The 16,495-nt window shown below is 73.5% G+C and carries 13 protein-coding genes; 3 read left to right on the forward strand and 10 right to left on the reverse strand.

Annotated features, from left to right (window positions below; all coding sequences use genetic code 11):
* Nucleotides 1-372 precede the first annotated feature (372 nt).
* Complete coding sequence (locus ACFV0O_RS11605; RefSeq protein ID WP_380339601.1) at nucleotides 373-801, forward strand: hypothetical protein; 429 nt, start codon at nucleotides 373-375, stop codon at nucleotides 799-801.
* Between the two features lie 995 nt (nucleotides 802-1,796).
* Here the strand turns inward: ACFV0O_RS11605 and argG are convergent.
* A complete protein-coding gene (gene argG / locus ACFV0O_RS11610) occupies nucleotides 1,797-3,209 on the reverse strand; it encodes an argininosuccinate synthase (protein ID WP_360257360.1) in 1,413 nt (470 codons plus the stop codon).
* 491 nt (nucleotides 3,210-3,700) lie between these two features.
* Nucleotides 3,701-4,360, reverse strand: a complete 660-nt coding sequence (locus tag ACFV0O_RS11615; RefSeq protein ID WP_380339604.1) for a rhomboid-like protein — start codon at nucleotides 4,358-4,360, stop codon at nucleotides 3,701-3,703.
* A 286-nt stretch (nucleotides 4,361-4,646) separates the two neighbouring features.
* Here ACFV0O_RS11615 and ACFV0O_RS11620 point away from each other — a divergent pair, with 286 nt between their 5' ends.
* Both ACFV0O_RS11620 and ACFV0O_RS11625 read left to right on the forward strand, forming a co-directional pair.
* The gene (locus ACFV0O_RS11620; protein WP_380339607.1) at nucleotides 4,647-5,366 is read left to right on the forward strand and encodes a rhomboid-like protein; all 720 of its coding nucleotides are present in this window, start codon (nucleotides 4,647-4,649) and stop codon (nucleotides 5,364-5,366) included.
* A 327-nt stretch (nucleotides 5,367-5,693) separates the two neighbouring features.
* A complete protein-coding gene (locus ACFV0O_RS11625; RefSeq protein WP_380339904.1) occupies nucleotides 5,694-8,363 on the forward strand; it encodes a glycosyl hydrolase in 2,670 nt (889 codons plus the stop codon).
* A 232-nt stretch (nucleotides 8,364-8,595) separates the two neighbouring features.
* Here ACFV0O_RS11625 and ACFV0O_RS11630 read toward each other — a convergent pair whose 3' ends face one another.
* The 8 genes from ACFV0O_RS11630 to ACFV0O_RS11665 form a co-directional block, all read right to left on the reverse strand.
* Nucleotides 8,596-8,976: a VOC family protein gene (locus ACFV0O_RS11630; RefSeq protein ID WP_380339609.1), complete on the reverse strand. Its 381-nt coding sequence runs from the start codon at nucleotides 8,974-8,976 to the stop codon at nucleotides 8,596-8,598.
* 440 nt (nucleotides 8,977-9,416) lie between these two features.
* Nucleotides 9,417-9,746 carry a hypothetical protein gene (locus ACFV0O_RS11635; RefSeq protein WP_380339612.1) on the reverse strand — a complete coding sequence of 110 codons (330 nt, stop codon included), beginning with the start codon at nucleotides 9,744-9,746 and terminating at the stop codon, nucleotides 9,417-9,419.
* A gap of 338 nt (nucleotides 9,747-10,084) precedes the next feature.
* Nucleotides 10,085-11,074, reverse strand: a complete 990-nt coding sequence (locus ACFV0O_RS11640) for an STM4011 family radical SAM protein (RefSeq protein WP_380339615.1) — start codon at nucleotides 11,072-11,074, stop codon at nucleotides 10,085-10,087.
* Nucleotides 11,071-12,405: an STM4012 family radical SAM protein gene (locus ACFV0O_RS11645; RefSeq protein WP_380339618.1), complete on the reverse strand. Its 1,335-nt coding sequence runs from the start codon at nucleotides 12,403-12,405 to the stop codon at nucleotides 11,071-11,073. The genes ACFV0O_RS11640 and ACFV0O_RS11645 overlap by 4 nt, the downstream gene beginning before the upstream one ends.
* Entirely contained in the window at nucleotides 12,402-13,283 is an 882-nt protein-coding gene (locus ACFV0O_RS11650; protein WP_380339906.1) for an STM4013/SEN3800 family hydrolase, read from the reverse strand. The genes ACFV0O_RS11645 and ACFV0O_RS11650 overlap by 4 nt, the downstream gene beginning before the upstream one ends.
* 53 nt (nucleotides 13,284-13,336) lie before the next feature.
* Complete coding sequence (locus ACFV0O_RS11655) at nucleotides 13,337-14,461, reverse strand: STM4014 family protein (protein ID WP_380339621.1); 1,125 nt, start codon at nucleotides 14,459-14,461, stop codon at nucleotides 13,337-13,339.
* A gap of 14 nt (nucleotides 14,462-14,475) precedes the next feature.
* Nucleotides 14,476-15,411, reverse strand: a complete 936-nt coding sequence (locus ACFV0O_RS11660) for an STM4015 family protein (RefSeq protein ID WP_380339624.1) — start codon at nucleotides 15,409-15,411, stop codon at nucleotides 14,476-14,478.
* Nucleotides 15,412-15,474: 63 nt separating this feature from the next.
* Nucleotides 15,475-16,452 (reverse strand): STM4015 family protein, encoded by a 978-nt coding sequence (locus tag ACFV0O_RS11665; protein ID WP_380339627.1) that lies wholly within the window; start codon nucleotides 16,450-16,452, stop codon nucleotides 15,475-15,477.
* Nucleotides 16,453-16,495 lie beyond the last annotated feature (43 nt).

Raw genomic sequence — 16,495 nt, forward strand, 5'->3', positions numbered from 1 at the left:
GGTGACCTGCTGCGGGCACACTCCGCCGAGCTGGAACGGGAGTTCGGCGATCACGACCCGGTGGCCTTCACCCGACGGTTGGCCGAGCGGCTCGCCGCCGTCCGACGGCCCGCCCCCACCGTGCGGGAACGTCCGGCCCGTCCGGCGGCGGGGGCCCGACCGCCGCACGCTCCGGCGTCGGGGTCGAGCCCGGGCGTGGGATTGGGGCCGGGTGCGGGGCCCGGTCCGGGGCCGTGGCCGGGCTGGGGTTCGGCGCCGGGCGGCCTACCGGGTGCGGGTTCGCTGTCGGGTGCGGGGCAGTCCCCCTGGGCCGGGGGCAGGGCGGAACTCCGGCGGGACCTGCGGCACCTGTGCGCGGGCGTCGCGGGCGCCGTGACGCCGGGGGAACTGGCCCTCGACCTCGAACTCGCCGAGAAGACCGCCTTCCGTACCCTCGGCTGTCTGCTGTACGGGATGGGGCGCACGGCCGACGGCGTCTTCTGGTGGCGGATAGCGGCCCAGTACGGGGACCAGCTGGCGGTGCACTGCCTGGCCGTGCACTACACCGCCGAAGGGGAACGGCGGGACGCGGCGCGCTGGGCCGCCCAGGCCCAGGACCTCAGCGCCCCGGGCCGGTTGCCGGACCTGGCACAGGAGGTGCGGCCGGGGGGAGCGGCCGAGCTGGTCCGCGTGCTGTCGGAGCGCTACGACGGGGAAATCCTGCTGACGCTGCGGGAGGCGGTGGCGGCACGCCCGCGGCCGGACCCCGCGCGGCTGGGTGTCCGGGCCGTGCGGGGCAGGGGGGTGGTGCGGATCCGCTGAGGCGGCCCCGGGAGAACCGCCGATCGCGTGGGTCGGTCGAGGCCGGGTCACACGAGCCCCGAGCGGGCGTCGCCCAGGTAGCCGGCGCCGAGCACGGCCGGGGCCGTGGTCAGGACCGCGGCTTGAGGGGCAGCCGTCCGGGCCCGCCACTTGCCGAGGACCCGGCCCGCGCGGCGGGACGAGCGCCCAGCCGGACCGCGCGCGGCAGTCGCGTGCCGAGCGAGCCGATCATCACCAGAGGCGCCGCAGCCTCGGCTCCGGAGCGGGTCGCGGTTTGGCGGCGGCGGTGACCGTGGCGGTGGCGGCGATCGAGGCGGTGCCTCCGATGGACGGGAGGGGTGCGGTCGGACTGCCCACGGCCAGTGCCGGGCGAGGCCCGCGGATCTGGCGGGCGGGTAGCGGTCGAGGGCCGCAGCCAGGCGGGCGGCGCTGTGACGTGACCCGCGCGCGGCCGGTCGTGCCACTGCCGGGGGGTGTGCGGTGGATGGCAGGAGCAGCGCGCCGAGGGCGAGCTTGAGCCAGGACGACCAGAGGGCGTGGTCCGGACGTGGGTCGGTGCGCCGCCAGTCGCCGGGGTGACGGACACCGGGGTGACGGACACCGGCGCGGCGAGGCCGACCACCGGCCGGCCGTGAGGGCGAGGCCGTTGGTGCGGCCGCGCGGGGTGCCCAGGATGTGGATGACGGTGATGACCGGCAGCGGGCAGAGCGCGACCGCCACCGCCGAGGCCGGCATCGAACCGACTGCTTCACCCCTTCCCGGGCCTGCCTTCCCGTGGCCGGGCGCACGTCCGCCATTCGGCTACGGCAGGGCCGGGCGGGCGCGGCGGGTGGCGTCGGCGGGTGGGTCGGTAGCCGGGCCCGTGGGCGCGGTGGCGGGCCGGTCCGCGGGTGGGCCTGTGGGCGCGTCGGATGGTCGGTACGGCGGAGGCCGTCGCACGGTGTGGTGCGACGGCCTCCCCGGACGCGTCGGCTCCGTCGGCCGGGGCGAGCCGGTCAGTCGGTGCCGGACTCGATCGCCGCGTGGTCGAGCGCGGTGGACTCCTCCGCGTCGCCGGTGCCCGCGGCGATGGGCGCGGCCCCGCCCGGAGCGAGCTCGCCGATCAGGCCGCTCCACGGCGCCAGCTGGCCGTGCACCGCGTACTGCTCCAGCTTGCTGCGCGAGTCGGCGATGTCGAGGTTGCGCATGGTCAGCTGGCCGATGCGGTCGTCCGGGACGAACGCGGCGTCGACGCTGCGCTCCATGGACAGCTTCTCGGGGTGGTAGCTGAAGTTGGAGCCCTGGGTGTCGATGACCGAGTAGTCCTGGCCCCGCCGCAGCCGCAGCGTCACACTGCCCGTGACCGGGTGGCCGATCCAGCGCTGCATGCTGTCCCGGAGCATCAGCGCCTGCGGGTCGAACCACCGACCCTCGTAGAGCAGCCGGCCGAGGCGCCGGCCCTGGGTGTGGTAGGTGGCGAGGGTGTCCTCGTTGTGGATGGCGTTGAGCAGCCGCTCGTAGGCGATGTGGAGCAGCGCCATGCCGGGGGCCTCGTAGATGCCGCGGCTCTTGGCCTCGATGATCCGGTTCTCGATCTGGTCCGACATGCCCAGGCCGTGGCGCCCGCCGATGCTGTTGGCCTCGTGGACCAGGTCGACGGCGTTGGCGAACTCCTGGCCGTTGATCCGGACCGGGCGGCCGAACTCGAACTCGACGGTGATGTCCTCGGTCCGGATCTCCACCTCCGGGTCCCAGAAGGCCACGCCCATGATCGGGCTGACGATCTCCATCGAGGCGTCCAGGTACTCCAGCCGCTTGGCCTCGTGGGTGGCGCCCCAGATGTTGGCGTCGGTGGAGTAGGCCTTCTCGGCGGAGTCCCGGTACGGCAGGTCGCGCTCGGCGAGCCACTCGGACATCTCCTTGCGGCCGCCGAGCTGGTCGACGAACGCCTGGTCCAGCCACGGCTTGTAGATCCGCAGGCTGGGGTTGGCGAGCAGGCCGTAGCGGTAGAACCGCTCGATGTCGTTGCCCTTGTAGGTGGATCCGTCGCCCCAGATGGAGACCTCGTCCTCCTGCATGGCGCGGACCAGCAGCGTGCCGGTCACGGCGCGGCCGAGCGGGGTGGTGTTGAAGTACGTCTGGCCGGCGGAGCGGATGTGGAACGCACCGCAGGCGAGTGCGGCCAGGCCCTCCTCGACCAGCGCGGCCCGGCAGTCGACCAGCCGGGCCTGCTCGGCGCCGTACGCGCGGCCCCGGGCCGGGACGTCGGCGAGGTTCGGCTCGTCGTACTGGCCGATGTCGGCCGTGTAGGCGTAGGGGAAGGCACCGTGCTCGCGCATCCACGCGACGGCGACGGAGGTGTCCAACCCACCGGAGAATGCGATGCCGATCCGTTCACCGACCGGCAGCTTGCTCAAGACCTTTGACATGGATGCACCCTTGACCCGCGCTGGCGGGCTCCTGAATCAGCGATGTGTAACGGAATTCGGCGTATTCGATCCGATGCCCGAACTCTGGCATAGATTTGCAGAGTAATGCAAGAGCATGCGATCGGGTCGATGGTGGCGACGAGCCCCGAGGCCGCCCTCCGCCATGTGCCGGAGGTGTCAACTCGGCTGACCCGCCGGACGGTTGGGGACCGGTGAACGGCTTCTGGTCCGGCGGCGGCTGCAGCGGTCGGGCTGTCGGGTGGTCGAGGGCGTCGGGCGGTCGGGGCGGTCGAGGGCGTCGGACCTGCGGGCCGGAGGGTGGCCGTGGAGTGCGGAGGCCGAGACGGGCGGGGATCCGGGACGGGCGGGGATCCGGGACGGGCCGGGCTCCCCGGGGGGGGGGAGTCCGGCCCGAACGTGCGCGTCCATGCGCGTCCATGCGCGTCCGTGATGGTTCATGCGTGTTCGTGATGGTTCGTGCTGATGCGGGGTCAGCGGGGGAGGGTGGCCGCGCGGGTGCGCACCCAGGCCGTCCGGGAGGCGAGCACGCCGAGGCCGAGCGCGACCAGGTGCCCGGCGTCGGCCAGCTGCTGGTTCAACGTCCAGGCGGTGGCCAGGGCCAGCGCGAGCGCCGGAAGCCCGTAGCGGCGCAGCGGGGCCGGGCCCAGGGCGAGCAGGCAGGCGCCGGTGGCGACCAGCCCGTAGCTGATGCCCACGTCCCGGGCCCGGGAGAGTGCGCCGGGGATGTGGGTGCTCAGCATCACCCACATGGCGCCCTCGGTGAGCAGGGTGGCGCCCAGGTGCCCGAAGACGAAGACGGCGGCGGCCCGGGCGGGGCCCCAGCGCCACTCGGCCAGGCCCAGCACGACGGCGACCGCCGCGATGCCGGCCCAGGCCGGTACCCCGTCGACCACCAGGCCGCTGGTGAACAGGGTCCACCACTTGCCGACCTCCATGTGGTGGACGTTGCTGCTGTTGTGCCGGACGAACCGGGCCCGCTCGGCGTGGCCCTGACTGGCGAGCCAGGACGCGGTGATGGTCAGCAGCAGGACGTACGCGGCGGTGAGCCGCGGGCGGGCGGCCGTTCCGGACGCGGATCGTGGGGGCGCGGCGGTGTCGGTCGGTGTCCTCGTCCCGAGGCGATCGCTCATCGTGCCTGGTGCCCTTGTCTGCTGTTCCCGGTGTCGGCACGCCCGGTGCGTGGCCGAGGAGGTCGTGGCCGGGAGGGTCGGAGCGCCAGCGTACGACAGTGGAGGGCGACGGCCGGGCGCCGTCATCGGACGGTTGACGGCCACCGCAGGGCGCGGCCGCCCGATGCCGGGGCGTGGCGGAGTAGCGGGCGGGGCGGGGGGAGGCAGGTCACCCGGACGGGCCGCCACGGCGGCGGGCGGTGGCGGGACGGGGGGAGGGTGGGGGAGGACTGTCGAGGAGGCGCCGATGGCCGGCAGCACCGTCCGGGGCCCAGAGGCGCACCGGCGGCCCTGGTGGGCGCGCGCCGCCCGCGCGGTGTGGGCCTACGTCCGGCGCGCCCCGGGCACCTACGCGTGGCTGGCGATCCTGCTGGTCACCACCGAGGTGATCCGGCACGTCGACCCGCTGACCGCCGACCGCATCCTGCAGCGGCGTTCCACCAACCTGCACCACCTGCAGGTCTCGCCGGTCCGCGTCCTGGTGACCAGCGCGCTGTGGATCGCGGGCGGCGGCTGGTTCTCCTACTTCCTGCTCTACAACCTCTTCCACGTGCCCGCCGAGCGCTGGCTCGGCACGCTGCGCTGGATCTCGGTGGCGATGCTCGCGCACGTCGGCGCGACCTACCTCAGCGAGGGCGTGCTCGGCTGGGCGATCCACAACGGGCTGGCCCCGCCGCGAGCCGTCTACACCCTCGACTACGGCGTCAGCTACGCGCTCGCCGGGGTGGTCGCGGTGCTCACCTACCTGATCGTGCGGCCCTGGCGGTACCTGTACGCGGCCGGTGTGCTGGCCGTCTACGTCCTGGGTGTGCAGCAGAACCGGGACTACACCAGCATCGGCCACCTCAGCGCGGCGCTGATCGGGTTCGCCTGCTACCCGCTGACCCGCGACCGCCCGGGCGCCTTCGACCCGGTCGTCTCGGTGCGCGTGGTCCTGAGCCGGGTGCGTCGGGCGCGCGGGCGGTGACCGGAGGGTGCTCGCGGGTCTGGTTCCCGCGGGCACCCTCCGGCTGCTACGGCCGGCATGGTCGTGACGGCCGTGATGGTGATGACGGCAGGGGCGGGCGCGACAGGAGTGACGGACGTGACGGACGTTCGGTATTCGGTGAAAGTCAACTGTTCGAAACTGTAAGGCTTTTACCGGGTTCTTACCGTAGACCCCTACCCCCGGCCGGAGCGGCCGACCAGGCTTGCCCCCTGTTTCCGCCGAGTCGCACGACCGCGCGACCGGCCGCAGGGGAGGACCGCGACCGTGCCCACCAGGCAACGACGACGGCTGCTGCTGAGCGCCGTCATGCTCACCGTGATCGGACTGACCACCACCCAGGCGTTCGCCGCGCCGCCCGTGACCCCGGAGCCGCAACCGTGGCAGGTCCGGCACCAGGCGGACATCGGGAAGACGCACGCCCAGAAGGTGCGGAGCACCACCGGTTCGTCGACCGCAGCGCCGAACCTCACCCCGCGGGCCGAGGCGGAGGCCGGGGACGGCGGCGACGAGGCGGAGAACTCCGCCGAGGGCACCGCGCAGTACACCGAGGCCCGCACCGCGCCCGGTGTCGTCGCGCCCGGTGCCTACGGCGCGGCCTGGGCCCAGCTGCAGTCGATGCCGCACACCGGCGGCAGCTGGGACCACGTCACCGACAAGCCGTACAACTCCGACGACCCGCGCTACCGCGACGTCAACTCCAACTCCAGCGGCGGCTCCGGGCTGGTGACGGGCCGGATCACCGGCGTCGCGGCCGACAAGGACGGTTACGTCTACGCGGGCGGTGCCAACGGCGGGGTGTTCCGCTCCCGCACCGGCGGCGGCCACTGGGAGCCGATCGCCGACAAGCTGCCCACGCTGTCCACCGGCACCCTGAACCTCGACGGCGGCGGCCGGCTCTGGTACGCCACCGGTGAGTCCAACACCGGCGCGACCTCGTACGTCGGCACCGGCGTGTACGTGCTCTCCGACCCCAAGCACGGGGAGTTCCAGCCGGGCAACCGGGTCGGTGGCGCGGAGCTCGAATCGACCATCATCCACGCGCTGCGCTTCGGCGGCGGCAAGGTGTGGGCGGCCACCAGCCGGGGTGTCTGGAGCCACTCGGCCACCACCCTGTCGGGCCCGTGGACGCTGGAGTTCGCGCCCAACCCGGAGTACCTGCCGGGTGGTTCGAAGGCCGGGGACCCGGCCGCGCCGTACAAGAACATCGCCAACGACATCGCGATCGACCCCAAGGACCCCACCAAGGTGGTCCTGGCGGTGGGCTGGCGCGGCGGCGACACCTACAACGGCTTCTACAGCAAGGCCGCGGACGGCACGTGGCAGCGCGTCGCCTCGCTCGGCGATCTGCCGAGCGACGCGGCGAACGTCGGCAACGTGACCTTCGCCGCCTCCGCGGACGGCTCCCGCTACTACGCGATCGACCAGTCCCCGGCAGTCATGGCGAGCGACCCGGACACCGGCCTCAAGGGCATCTACGTGTCCAAGTCCGGTTCGCCGTTCGGGCCGTGGACCCAGATCGCGGACAAGGACAAGCTGAAGAACTCCGGCTCAGCGCTGCAGGACGCGGGTTACCAGCCCGGCATCCAGGCCTGGTACAACCAGTTCCTCCAGGTCGACCCGGCCAACCCGGACCACGTCTACGCCGGTCTGGAGGAGGTCTTCGAGACCACCGACAGCGGCAGCACCTGGGCCACCGTCGGGCCCTACTGGAACAACGGCTTCCCGTGCTGGAGCATCGACCCGGCCAAGCAGACCGGTGACTGCTCGCCGACCACCCACTCCGACCAGCACGCCGTCGCCTTCGGCAGCTACCAGGGCAAGCCCACCGTCTACGTCGGCAACGACGGCGGCATCTACCGGCGCCCGACCAACGGGCAGCTGGACGCGTACGGCCACGCCAAGGACTGGACGCCGCTCAACGACGGCACCATCGACACCCTGCAGTACTACTCGGTCGGCATCGGCAAGGACCCGGCGGACCGCTCGGGCCGGGGCGTCATCGTCAGCGGCGGACTGCAGGACAACGGACAGTCGATCCTGCGCGCCCACGACAAGGTGATGGGCTCCAACTTCGGCGGCGACGGCGCCGACACCCTCGTCGACCCGAACAACGGCTGCAACATCGCCGAGGAGTACGTCTACCTCGACATGTGGGTCACCCAGAACTGCGCCGTCAACGACGGCAGCTGGACGAAGGACCCGAGCAAGGCCACCTCCTACGAGGTCGCCCCGCCGGACAAGGACACCAGCGCGGCCCGCTTCATCGCGCCGATCACCAGCGACCCGAAGGACGTCAACACCTGGATCGCCGGCGGGCAACACGTCTGGGTCCAGCACAAGGGCTACGCGATCCGCAGCGGCAGCGAGTGGACCTCCGCCTACGACCTCGGTGCCGGACACGTCGCCACCGCGGTCGCGACCGTCGACGGCACCGTGTACGCGGGTTGGTGCGGCCCGTGCAACAACGTCGGCTTCAGTCGTGGCATCGCGGTCGGCAAGACCGACGGCACCGGCTGGCACCAGCTGAGCCTGCCCGTCGACGGCACCCTGCCCAACCGCTACATCTCCTCCTTCGCGGTGGACGAGAAGGACGCCCAGCACGTCCTGGTCGCGTTCAACGGCTTCTCGCGGACCTGGACCGAGGGCCCCGGAGCGGGCATCGGCCATGTCTTCGAGACCCACGACGGCGGCACCACCTGGACCGACGTCTCGGCCAACCTGCCCGACGTCCCGGTCACCTCGGTGAAGATCCTCCCCAACGGCGGCCTGGCCCTCGGCACCGACCTCGCCGCCTTCTACCGAGCGCCGGACACCACCGACTGGCGGACCCTCGGCCGCAACCTGCCCACCACCGCGGTGCAGCAGCTGAAGATCGGCCCTGACGGCAAGCTCTACGCCGCCACCTTCGGCCGCGGCATCTGGTCCTTCGACCTGCGCCGCCTCGGCCACGGCCGGTACGACGAGACGGACGACTGACCGGCGTACCGGTTCGTCGCCAAGCCGCGGTCGGCCGACCGTTGCCCCTGCTGCCCGGCCCGCTCCGCACGAGCGGGCCGGGCCGCGGCGTCGTCCGACAGGGCCCTGGCGGCAGGCGCGAGGGCCGCCGGGCCGGTTCCGGCGGGTGCGGGCCTGTGGGCCGGCGGGTATGACGGGCCGGTGGGCGGGCCCGGGGGAACCGTCCACCGGCTGGGTGGGTGATGGGGACGGCCTACGGGCCGACGCGCTGGGACACGCAGATGATGTTGCCCTCGCTGTCCTTGAACCAGGCAGCGCGCATGCCCTCGCCCTCGGCGATGCCGTTGACGGTCTTCAGACCGGGGAAGTCGTACTCCTCGAAGGTGATGCCGCGGTCGCGGAGACCGGCCATCTCGCCGTCGAGGTCGGCGACCTTGAAGCTGGCGAGCGTGTGGGCGGCCTGTCCGCCGCTCGGTGTGCGGTAGACGCTGAACTGGGTGCCGCCGCAGTCGCAGACGAACTCCTCCTCGTTCTCATCGGTGAGCTTGAGGCCGAGGGTGTCGGTGTAGAAGGACTTGGCGCGTGCGAGATCGGCGGCGGGGATGACTGCTTGCAGTGGTGCGTCTCCAAGCATGGTGTTTTGCCTCCTCCCTGTTACCAGGCTAGGGACGCGGGGGCCGGGCCGCCCGGTGAGCGAGGGCTCGCTTCGGGGCGTGCGCGCGCGGTCGCCTGGAGTCACGCGTGCGCGCGGCCGAGCGCCCGCCGGTTTGGCGTCGGTGACCAGGGCCCGGCCACGCGCCAGGCGAGGACGGCGGCGAGCACCCCCGGTGTCGGTGCCCGGGTCCCGGGCGGTGGGGTGGTCGAGGGCGGCCGGTGGCAGCGGCGCCCTGGCGACGAGGCGGACGTGCTTGCCGCGGCCGGCGCGAGGGCCCGTCGTGCGGGTGGATGCGGGCGCCGGGTGCGGGGACCTCGACGCCCCGGGACCTCGACGCCCCGGGTGCGGCACCGGTGGGCGCCGATCACTCCGAGGAGTTCGCCGCCCCGAGGAGTTCGTGCAGGGACACGATTCTGTTGTCAAGGAGCGGTCGGTCCGGCCGCGAGGAAGGCCTCGGCCGGGGCGTCGGATGTGGAATCGGAGGCGAATCGGGGTCGGTGCCGCTCGGCGCGGCGGCGCATGGCGTACAGGAGTCGGAGCGCGCCGGGGCAGGCGCCCTGCCGAAGCAGGGCGGTGCCCTCGCAGGCGAGCCGGTGGGCGGCCTCGGCGCGTAGGGAGTCATCGGCGGCGAACGGGCGGCGCGGTGGAGACGCGTCGTTCTCGCTGTGCCGGCTCGCGGACGGTTCGGAGAAGAGCAGGACGGAGAGGGTGGGCAGGGCGACGTTGGTGGGCCGGTGGGTGTCGGACACCGGGGCGGGCTGGCTGGCTCCTCGTGTCGAACGTGCCAGGGGGCACGAAGGACACTTCGAGGAGGAGGCGCGGCAGCTGGTGCGCCGAGCGGCGCCGACCCGGTGGCGGCGGGTGCAGGCGTCAGGCCGGGTGCGGCTTGCGTGTCGAAGCGCGGGCCGGGGTGTCACCGAGCGCGAGGCCCGGCGCAGCTGCCGGTCGTATACCGCTGATCATGGCGGGCCTCCTTCCTGAACCTGCTGGTCCGGTACGGTCGTTCGTACACTTTCACGCAACGTGGTCGGTTCGCAACCGATTTATCGGTGGCTTCGTCACCGGCGAGTTTTCACGGGGGGACCCGTCACCGCCGCTTCGTCGCCGGTGATCCGTCACGGCCCGGCGGCCAGTCGGCCGGGACGCGCTCCAGGACCCCCGCGCCGAACAGCGGATACAGCGGCAGGGTCTCCAGGTGGACGTAGCCGATGTGGCAGTCGCAGACCGGCAACGGGCAAGGTCGCGGCCCCAGCCGGGCGCGGTAGCTGCCGTCGTAGAGGTTGCCGAGGACGTCCCGGACGAAGTGGCAGCGGCGAACGGTGCCCCCGCCGTCCACCGACAGCACGGACTCGCCGGTGCGGCAGGGCAGTCCGGCGCTGGGGTGGGCGTGCCGGCTGTAGCCGAAATGCGGGTCGAGGTCGGTCCAGCGGGCGGCCTCGGCGTCGGTGTAGTCCAGCCCCTCGGCGGCGTTGACCCACAGGTAGACGTCCTCGGCCAGGTCGGCGCGCAGGCGGCGGGCCTCGTCGAGGTGCTCGGGCCGGCCGACCACGCCGACGCTGTAGCGGACCCCGAGCGCGTCCAGTTCGCGGCACTTGGCGAGGAAGCGCTCGCGGGTGACCTGACCCGGGTGGTAGGTGACCCAGAGGGCCAGCACGTCGAGGTCCGCCCCGGCGATCCAGCCGGTGCGGCAGCTGAGGTTGGTCTGGATCGCGACCCGGCGGACGTGCGGCAGGCGGCTCAGTTCGACCAGTGCGCGGCGGTACCAGGAGCGGACCAGGCCCTCGCCCCAGGGGGTGAACAGCAGCGACAGCGTGTCACCGGTGCCGGCGCGCCCGGCGGCCCAGCCGGTGAAGCGGGCCAACGCGGCCCGGTCGGCGCGCAGTTGCTCCGGGGTGTCGCGGCGCTTGGCGAACGGGCAGTAGGGGCAGTCGTAGTCGCAGGACGCCAGCGGACCGCGGTAGAGCAGGGTGAGGTCCCGTGCGCCGTCCTCGTCGACGGCCCCGGCCGCGGGGCATGTCGCGGTGCCGGGGGCGGGCGCGGTGCGGGGTGCGACGCCCGGCAGGCCGAGGAAGGTCATTTCGCCTCGTACGCCGTCATCAGGGCCCGCACCCCGGGCGAGAACAGCATCGGGCCGGCCGCGTCCGAGTGCGCCAGCCCCTCCGGGGAGAGCCGCAGGTGCTCCGGATCGTCCGTCGCGAGCCAGCCTCGCTCGGCGAGGTCGGCGAGCTCGGCCGGGAAGTCCTCGGCGGGCGAACGGCCGAACCGGGCGCGGTAGTCGGCCAGCGGCATGCCCTCGGCCTGCAGCAGGGACTGCACGAGGTGGCGCCGGCGCGGCTCGTCGTCCCGCATCCAGTGGCCCACCTCGGCCCGGTGGAAGTCCGCGGTGCCGACGTAGTCGTCGATGATGCCGCGCACCTCGGTGGCGTTCACCGCGTAGTCGAAGGAGTAGTGCAGCCGCGAGGTGTAGGAGCGGGCGCCGCAGCCCAGGCCGACCATGCCGTCGGTCTGGCAGGCGTACTCGCTCGCCCCGGCCTGCGGGGATGCGGCGCGGCGGAACATCCGCATCGACACCTGCTGGTAGCCGTGGGCGAGCAGGTGGTCGCGGCCGGAGCGGTAGAGCGCGAGCCGGCGGGCGTCCCAGGCGGCCGGGCCCTCCTGCTCGCCGCGCCGGGCGAGGCCGGTCAGCGGGCGGACGTACAGCGGATAGAGGTACAACTCCTCGGGCTGCCAGGCGAGGGCGGCGTCGAGGGAGCGGAGCCAGCTCGCCTCCGTCTGGCCGTCGATGCCGTAGATGAGGTCGATGTTGAGCACCGGGAACCCGGCGGCGCGGATCCGGCCGAGGGCGGCCTCCACCTCGGCCCGCTTCTGCGGCCGGACGGCCGAGCGGGCCTCGGTGTCGTCGAAGGACTGCACGCCCAGGCTCAGCCGGGTGGTGCCCCGGGCGGCCAGCACCTCCAGCCGGTCGGCGGTGGAGGTGGCGGGCGAGGCCTCCACCGAGAGCGGCACCGCCCGCAGGTCGGCGCCCATCCGTCGCTCGGCGATGTCGCACAGCCGTTCCAGTTCGCCGGCCGTCAGGTAGGTGGGCGTGCCGCCGCCGAAGGCGGCCAGCGCGAACCGGGCACCGGCGTCCAGGGCCTCGCGGACGGCCCCGGCCTGGCGCTCCAGGGCGTCCAGGTAGGCCGTGGTCAGGCCCGCGGGGCTGCCGATCCGGGTGAACAGGTTGCAGAAGCCGCAGCGCACCTCGCAGAACGGGACGTGCAGGTAGAGCGAGAGCGCGTGCTGGGGCTCCCCGGCCCACAGCTCGCGCAGCGGCGGGCGGTCGGGCAGCGGCCGGTACGCCGTCTTGTGCGGGTAGGCGTAGACGTACGACTGGTACGGGGAGTCGGGGCGCGGGGGTGCGGTCGTCATGCGCGCTCCTCGGTGGTGGCGGGGGCGGGGGCGGTGGCGGGGGCCGAGATGGTGGGGGCGGCCGTATCCGCCGCTCCGGCGGGGAGGGTGAAGTGGGCGTACGGGACCGTCCAGACGACCTCGTGGCCGATCCGGTGACCGGTGTAGCCGTCCTCGCCGTACGCGGTGCCGTGGTCGGAGCAGACGATCGCGAAGCAGGGGCGGCGGGCGCTCATCGCCGCGAACAGCCGGCCGATGTGGGCGTCCACGTACTCCAGGGCGGCGGCGTGGCTGGCCCGGGAGTCGCCGTGCTCGCGGGTCGCGCCGGGCAGGTGGAACCAGTTGGGCTGGTGCAGCGCCGACACGTTCAGGAAGACGAACAGCGGCTGCTCGGCGGGCTGTTCGGCGGCGACCCGTTCGGCCCGGGCGACCTGCTCCTCGAAGGAGGTCGGGGACGCCACGCCCATCCCGGCCGACCAGTGGCTCTCCTGGAACAGGCCGGGCAGCACCGAGCCCAGTGGGCCATGCTTGTTGAAGAACCCGACGCCGCCGATGCACACCGTGCGGTACCCGGCGGCACCCAGGGCGGTCGGCAGGTCCGGGGCGTCGAAGACCCAGGTGCGCGGGGCGGTGCTCTCGGAGCCGGCGAAGCGGGCGGCGAACAGGCGTGGGTGCGGGCCGCCGGGGGAGGCCGGGGTCGGCAGGAAGCCGGCGAGGATCGCCTGGTGGGAGGCGTAGGTGAAGCTGCCGGGCGCGTGCCGGCGCTCCCACCGGCCGTCCGGGAGCAGGGCTGCGAGGTTCGGGATCCGGCCGGCGGCCGCCAACTCCTCGGCGACGTCGAAGCGGAGCGTGTCGAGGGTGACGAGCAGCAGGTCGTGGGTACCCACGATCGTATTCATGTCGGGTGCGGGTGCGGGTGCGGGTGCGGGTGCGGGGGTGGTGGTTCGGTGGTTCATCGAGCGGGTTCCGTGATCTGGTGGTCCGTCGCCCTGTGCGGCGATCGGGCGGGCGTGGAGAGGGCGGCGAGCTGGGCGCCGTAGGTGTCGAGGCCCTCGGCGGGGCCGCCCGGCAGGCCGGTGAGTCCGGGGAGCAGGTCGCCGAAGGCGTTCACCTCGCCGACCAGGGCACGCCGCCAACCGGTGGTGGGCAGGACGTCGACGCCGACCATCGGTGAGTCAGGGAAGCAGGCCGCGGCGCGCTCGGCCGTCTCCAGCAACGCCGGCCAGGCGGAGCCGGCGACCTCCCGGGCCTGCTCGACACTGCCCCGGGCACCGCCGAGGTGCAGGTTGGTCATCGGCTGGGTGCTGGTGCGCACCACCGCGTGGGTGGCCCGGCCCGCCACCACCACGACCCGCAGGTCGGCCGAGCGGCCGGACTGCGAGGCCTTCGGGATCCACTGCTCGACGTGCAGCCCGTCCGGCGCCAGCCGGTCGACGATGGCGGCGACCTCCCGCTCACTGCGGTAGCGGCGCACCCGCAGCGAGTTGTGCAACTGGCCGTCGGCCAGTTCGACCGAGGTGGTCGCCTGCAGCTGCCCGCGCGGCCCGAACTCCAGGGCCGTCACCCCGGAGGCGGAGGAACCGTGTGCGGGCTTGACGAACACGCGGTGCAGACCGGTCTCGGAGAGGCGTCCGCGCAACTGCTCCCAGCCGGTGACCTCACCGCCGAGCGCCCTGGGAACCGGGACCCCGGCTGCGGCGAGCAGCGCGTGTGTCCGGCGCTTGTCGAACATCACGGCGATCTCCTCCGGGTCGCCCAGCAGCCGCACGCCCGGCCGCGCCGCCAACCTGCGCAGCGCGGCCGTCACCCCCGTGTACCAGGCGGCGGTGCCCTCGACCCTGGTCGGCGCGTAGCCGGGGCCGAGCACCGGGCCGCGCAGCAGCCGGTCGACCTCCGGTTCCTCGCCGGGCGACTCGACGCGCAGCAGAGCGCCCTCGGGCAGCCGGTACCGGCCGCGCAGCACGTCCAGCCAGGGCAGGACGGCGGGTTCGGGCAGCCCGGCGGCCCGCGCGGCGGCGGCGAACATCGTCACCCGCCGGTGGCCCGGGTTGCCGAGGACGGTCAGCTGCGGCGTCATCGTCGTTCCACCGCCTACTCGGCGACCGAGACGTAGCGGTCGTCCTCGTCGTCCGCGTCGTCGCCCTCGGGCTCGGAGAGGTCGATCTCGACCCCGGGCAGGGCCTGGCGCAGGTGCTGCTGCATCTCGTCGCTCAGGTAGTGGTGGTGCAGGTCGAGCGAGCGCAGGTGGGTGAGCGGCTGGCCCTCCAGCAGGGCGGTGGCACCCTCGTCGGACAGCACCCCCATGGCGAGGCTGAGCGACTCCAGCCGGGCGACCACGGGCGCGTGCGCGAGGGCGGCGGCGATCTCGTCCTGGAGTTCGCTGTTGGCGAGTCCGAGGTGGCGCAGCCCCGGCAGGCGGGTGCCCTCCAGGAAGGGCGCGAGGTCGTCGACCGTGGCGTCGCCGCCGTACTCGTCCACGCCGAGCCAGAGGTCCAGCCGCTCCAGCGCGGGAAGCTCGGACCCGGCCACCGCGCGCACCACGGCGGCCGGCAGGCCGCCGGACTCGAAGCGCAGGCAGGTCAGCCGGTCGTGCCGCACCGGCTCCAGGGCGAGGTCCATGCCGCCGCGCACGGTCAGCGACCGCAGCTCCGGGAAGGCGGTCAGCAGTGGGGTGACGTCGTCCATCTGCAGCCAGGAGATCTCGCACTCGTCGAAGGTCACCTCGCCGAGGAAGAGCGCCTCCAGGGCGGGCAGGCGCCCGGCTTCGGCCGTGACGGCCTCGACCACGGCGTGCACGGAGGTGTAGCCGTCCTGCCACCAGGGGCCGATCACCACGGCGCGGACGCCGGCGGGGTCGACGGCCCGGAGGAAGGACTGCCAGAGCTGACCGAAGCCCTGCTCGGAGCCGTAGTCGACGGACAGCCGCCAGGCCACGGCGCCGGCCGCGGGCTGCGGTCGGGTGTCCTCGGGCGTGAACTCGTGGATCGGCAGCTCATGGAAGCGTTCGATGTGGTGGGAGACGGTCATGTCGGATCCTGGTCGGTGGTCGGTGGTCGGTGGTCGGTGGTCGGACGGGAGCGGGGCCGGCGGCTACTCGGCCACGGCGACGTAGCGCCACCGGTCGTCGGGCTTGCCGGGTTCGGAGAGGTCGATCTCGACCCCGGGCAGGGCCTGGCGCAGGTGCTGCTGCATCTCGTCGCTCAGGTAGTGGTGGTGCAGGTCGAGCGAGCGCAGGTGGGTGAGCGGCTGGCCCTCCAGCAGGGCGGTGGCGCCCTGGTCCGTCAGCACCCCCATGGCGAGGCTGAGCGACTCCAGCCGGGCGACCACGGGCGCGTGCGCCACGGCGGCCGCGATGTCGTCCTCGAACGCGCTGTTCTGCAGACCGAGGTGGCGCAGCGCCGGAAAGCGCGTGCCGTCCAGGAACGGAGTGAGGTCCTCCATCGTCGCGTCGCCGCCGTAGTTGTCGACACCGAGCCAGAACTCCAGCCGCTCCAGTGCGGGGAAGTCGCAGCCGGCCACCGAGCGCACGACCGACCCCGGCAGGCCGCCGGACTCGAAGCGCAGCGCCCTGAGCGCCTCGTGTCGCAGCGGCTGCAGCGCCAGACCGCCCTTGCCGTCCCAGTCCTCCGAGGCACCGCGCACCACCAGCTCGGCCAGCTCCGGGAACGCCGTCAGCAGCGGCGTGATGTCGCACTGCTGGATCCAGGAGATCTCGCACTGCTCACAGGTGATGTCACCGACGAAGAGGGCGCGAAGGGCGGGCAGCCGGTCGGCGCCGGCGACCACCGCCTCCATCGGCTCCCGGAAGCTGTCCGGATCCTCCTGCGACCACTGGCCGATCACGACGGCGGTGACCCGCTCGGAGTCGACGGTGTCGAGGAACTGCTGCCAGCGCTCCGCGAACGTCGCCTCCGACTCGTAGTCGAGGTTGATCCGCCAGGCGGCCGAAGCCGCGTCGGGCAGTCGGAGGGAGTCGGCGCCGCCGCGCTCCGCGGCCTCCTCCATGGCCTCGACGAAGTCGAAGACGGGCAGACCGTGGAACCGCTCGATGTGCTCGTTGACCGTCATGCGCTGCTCCTCCGGGGTCTGGGCCGAACAACTGTCTACCAGC

Source organism: Kitasatospora sp. NPDC059577 (assembly GCF_042735475.1).
GTDB lineage: Bacteria > Actinomycetota > Actinomycetes > Streptomycetales > Streptomycetaceae > Kitasatospora.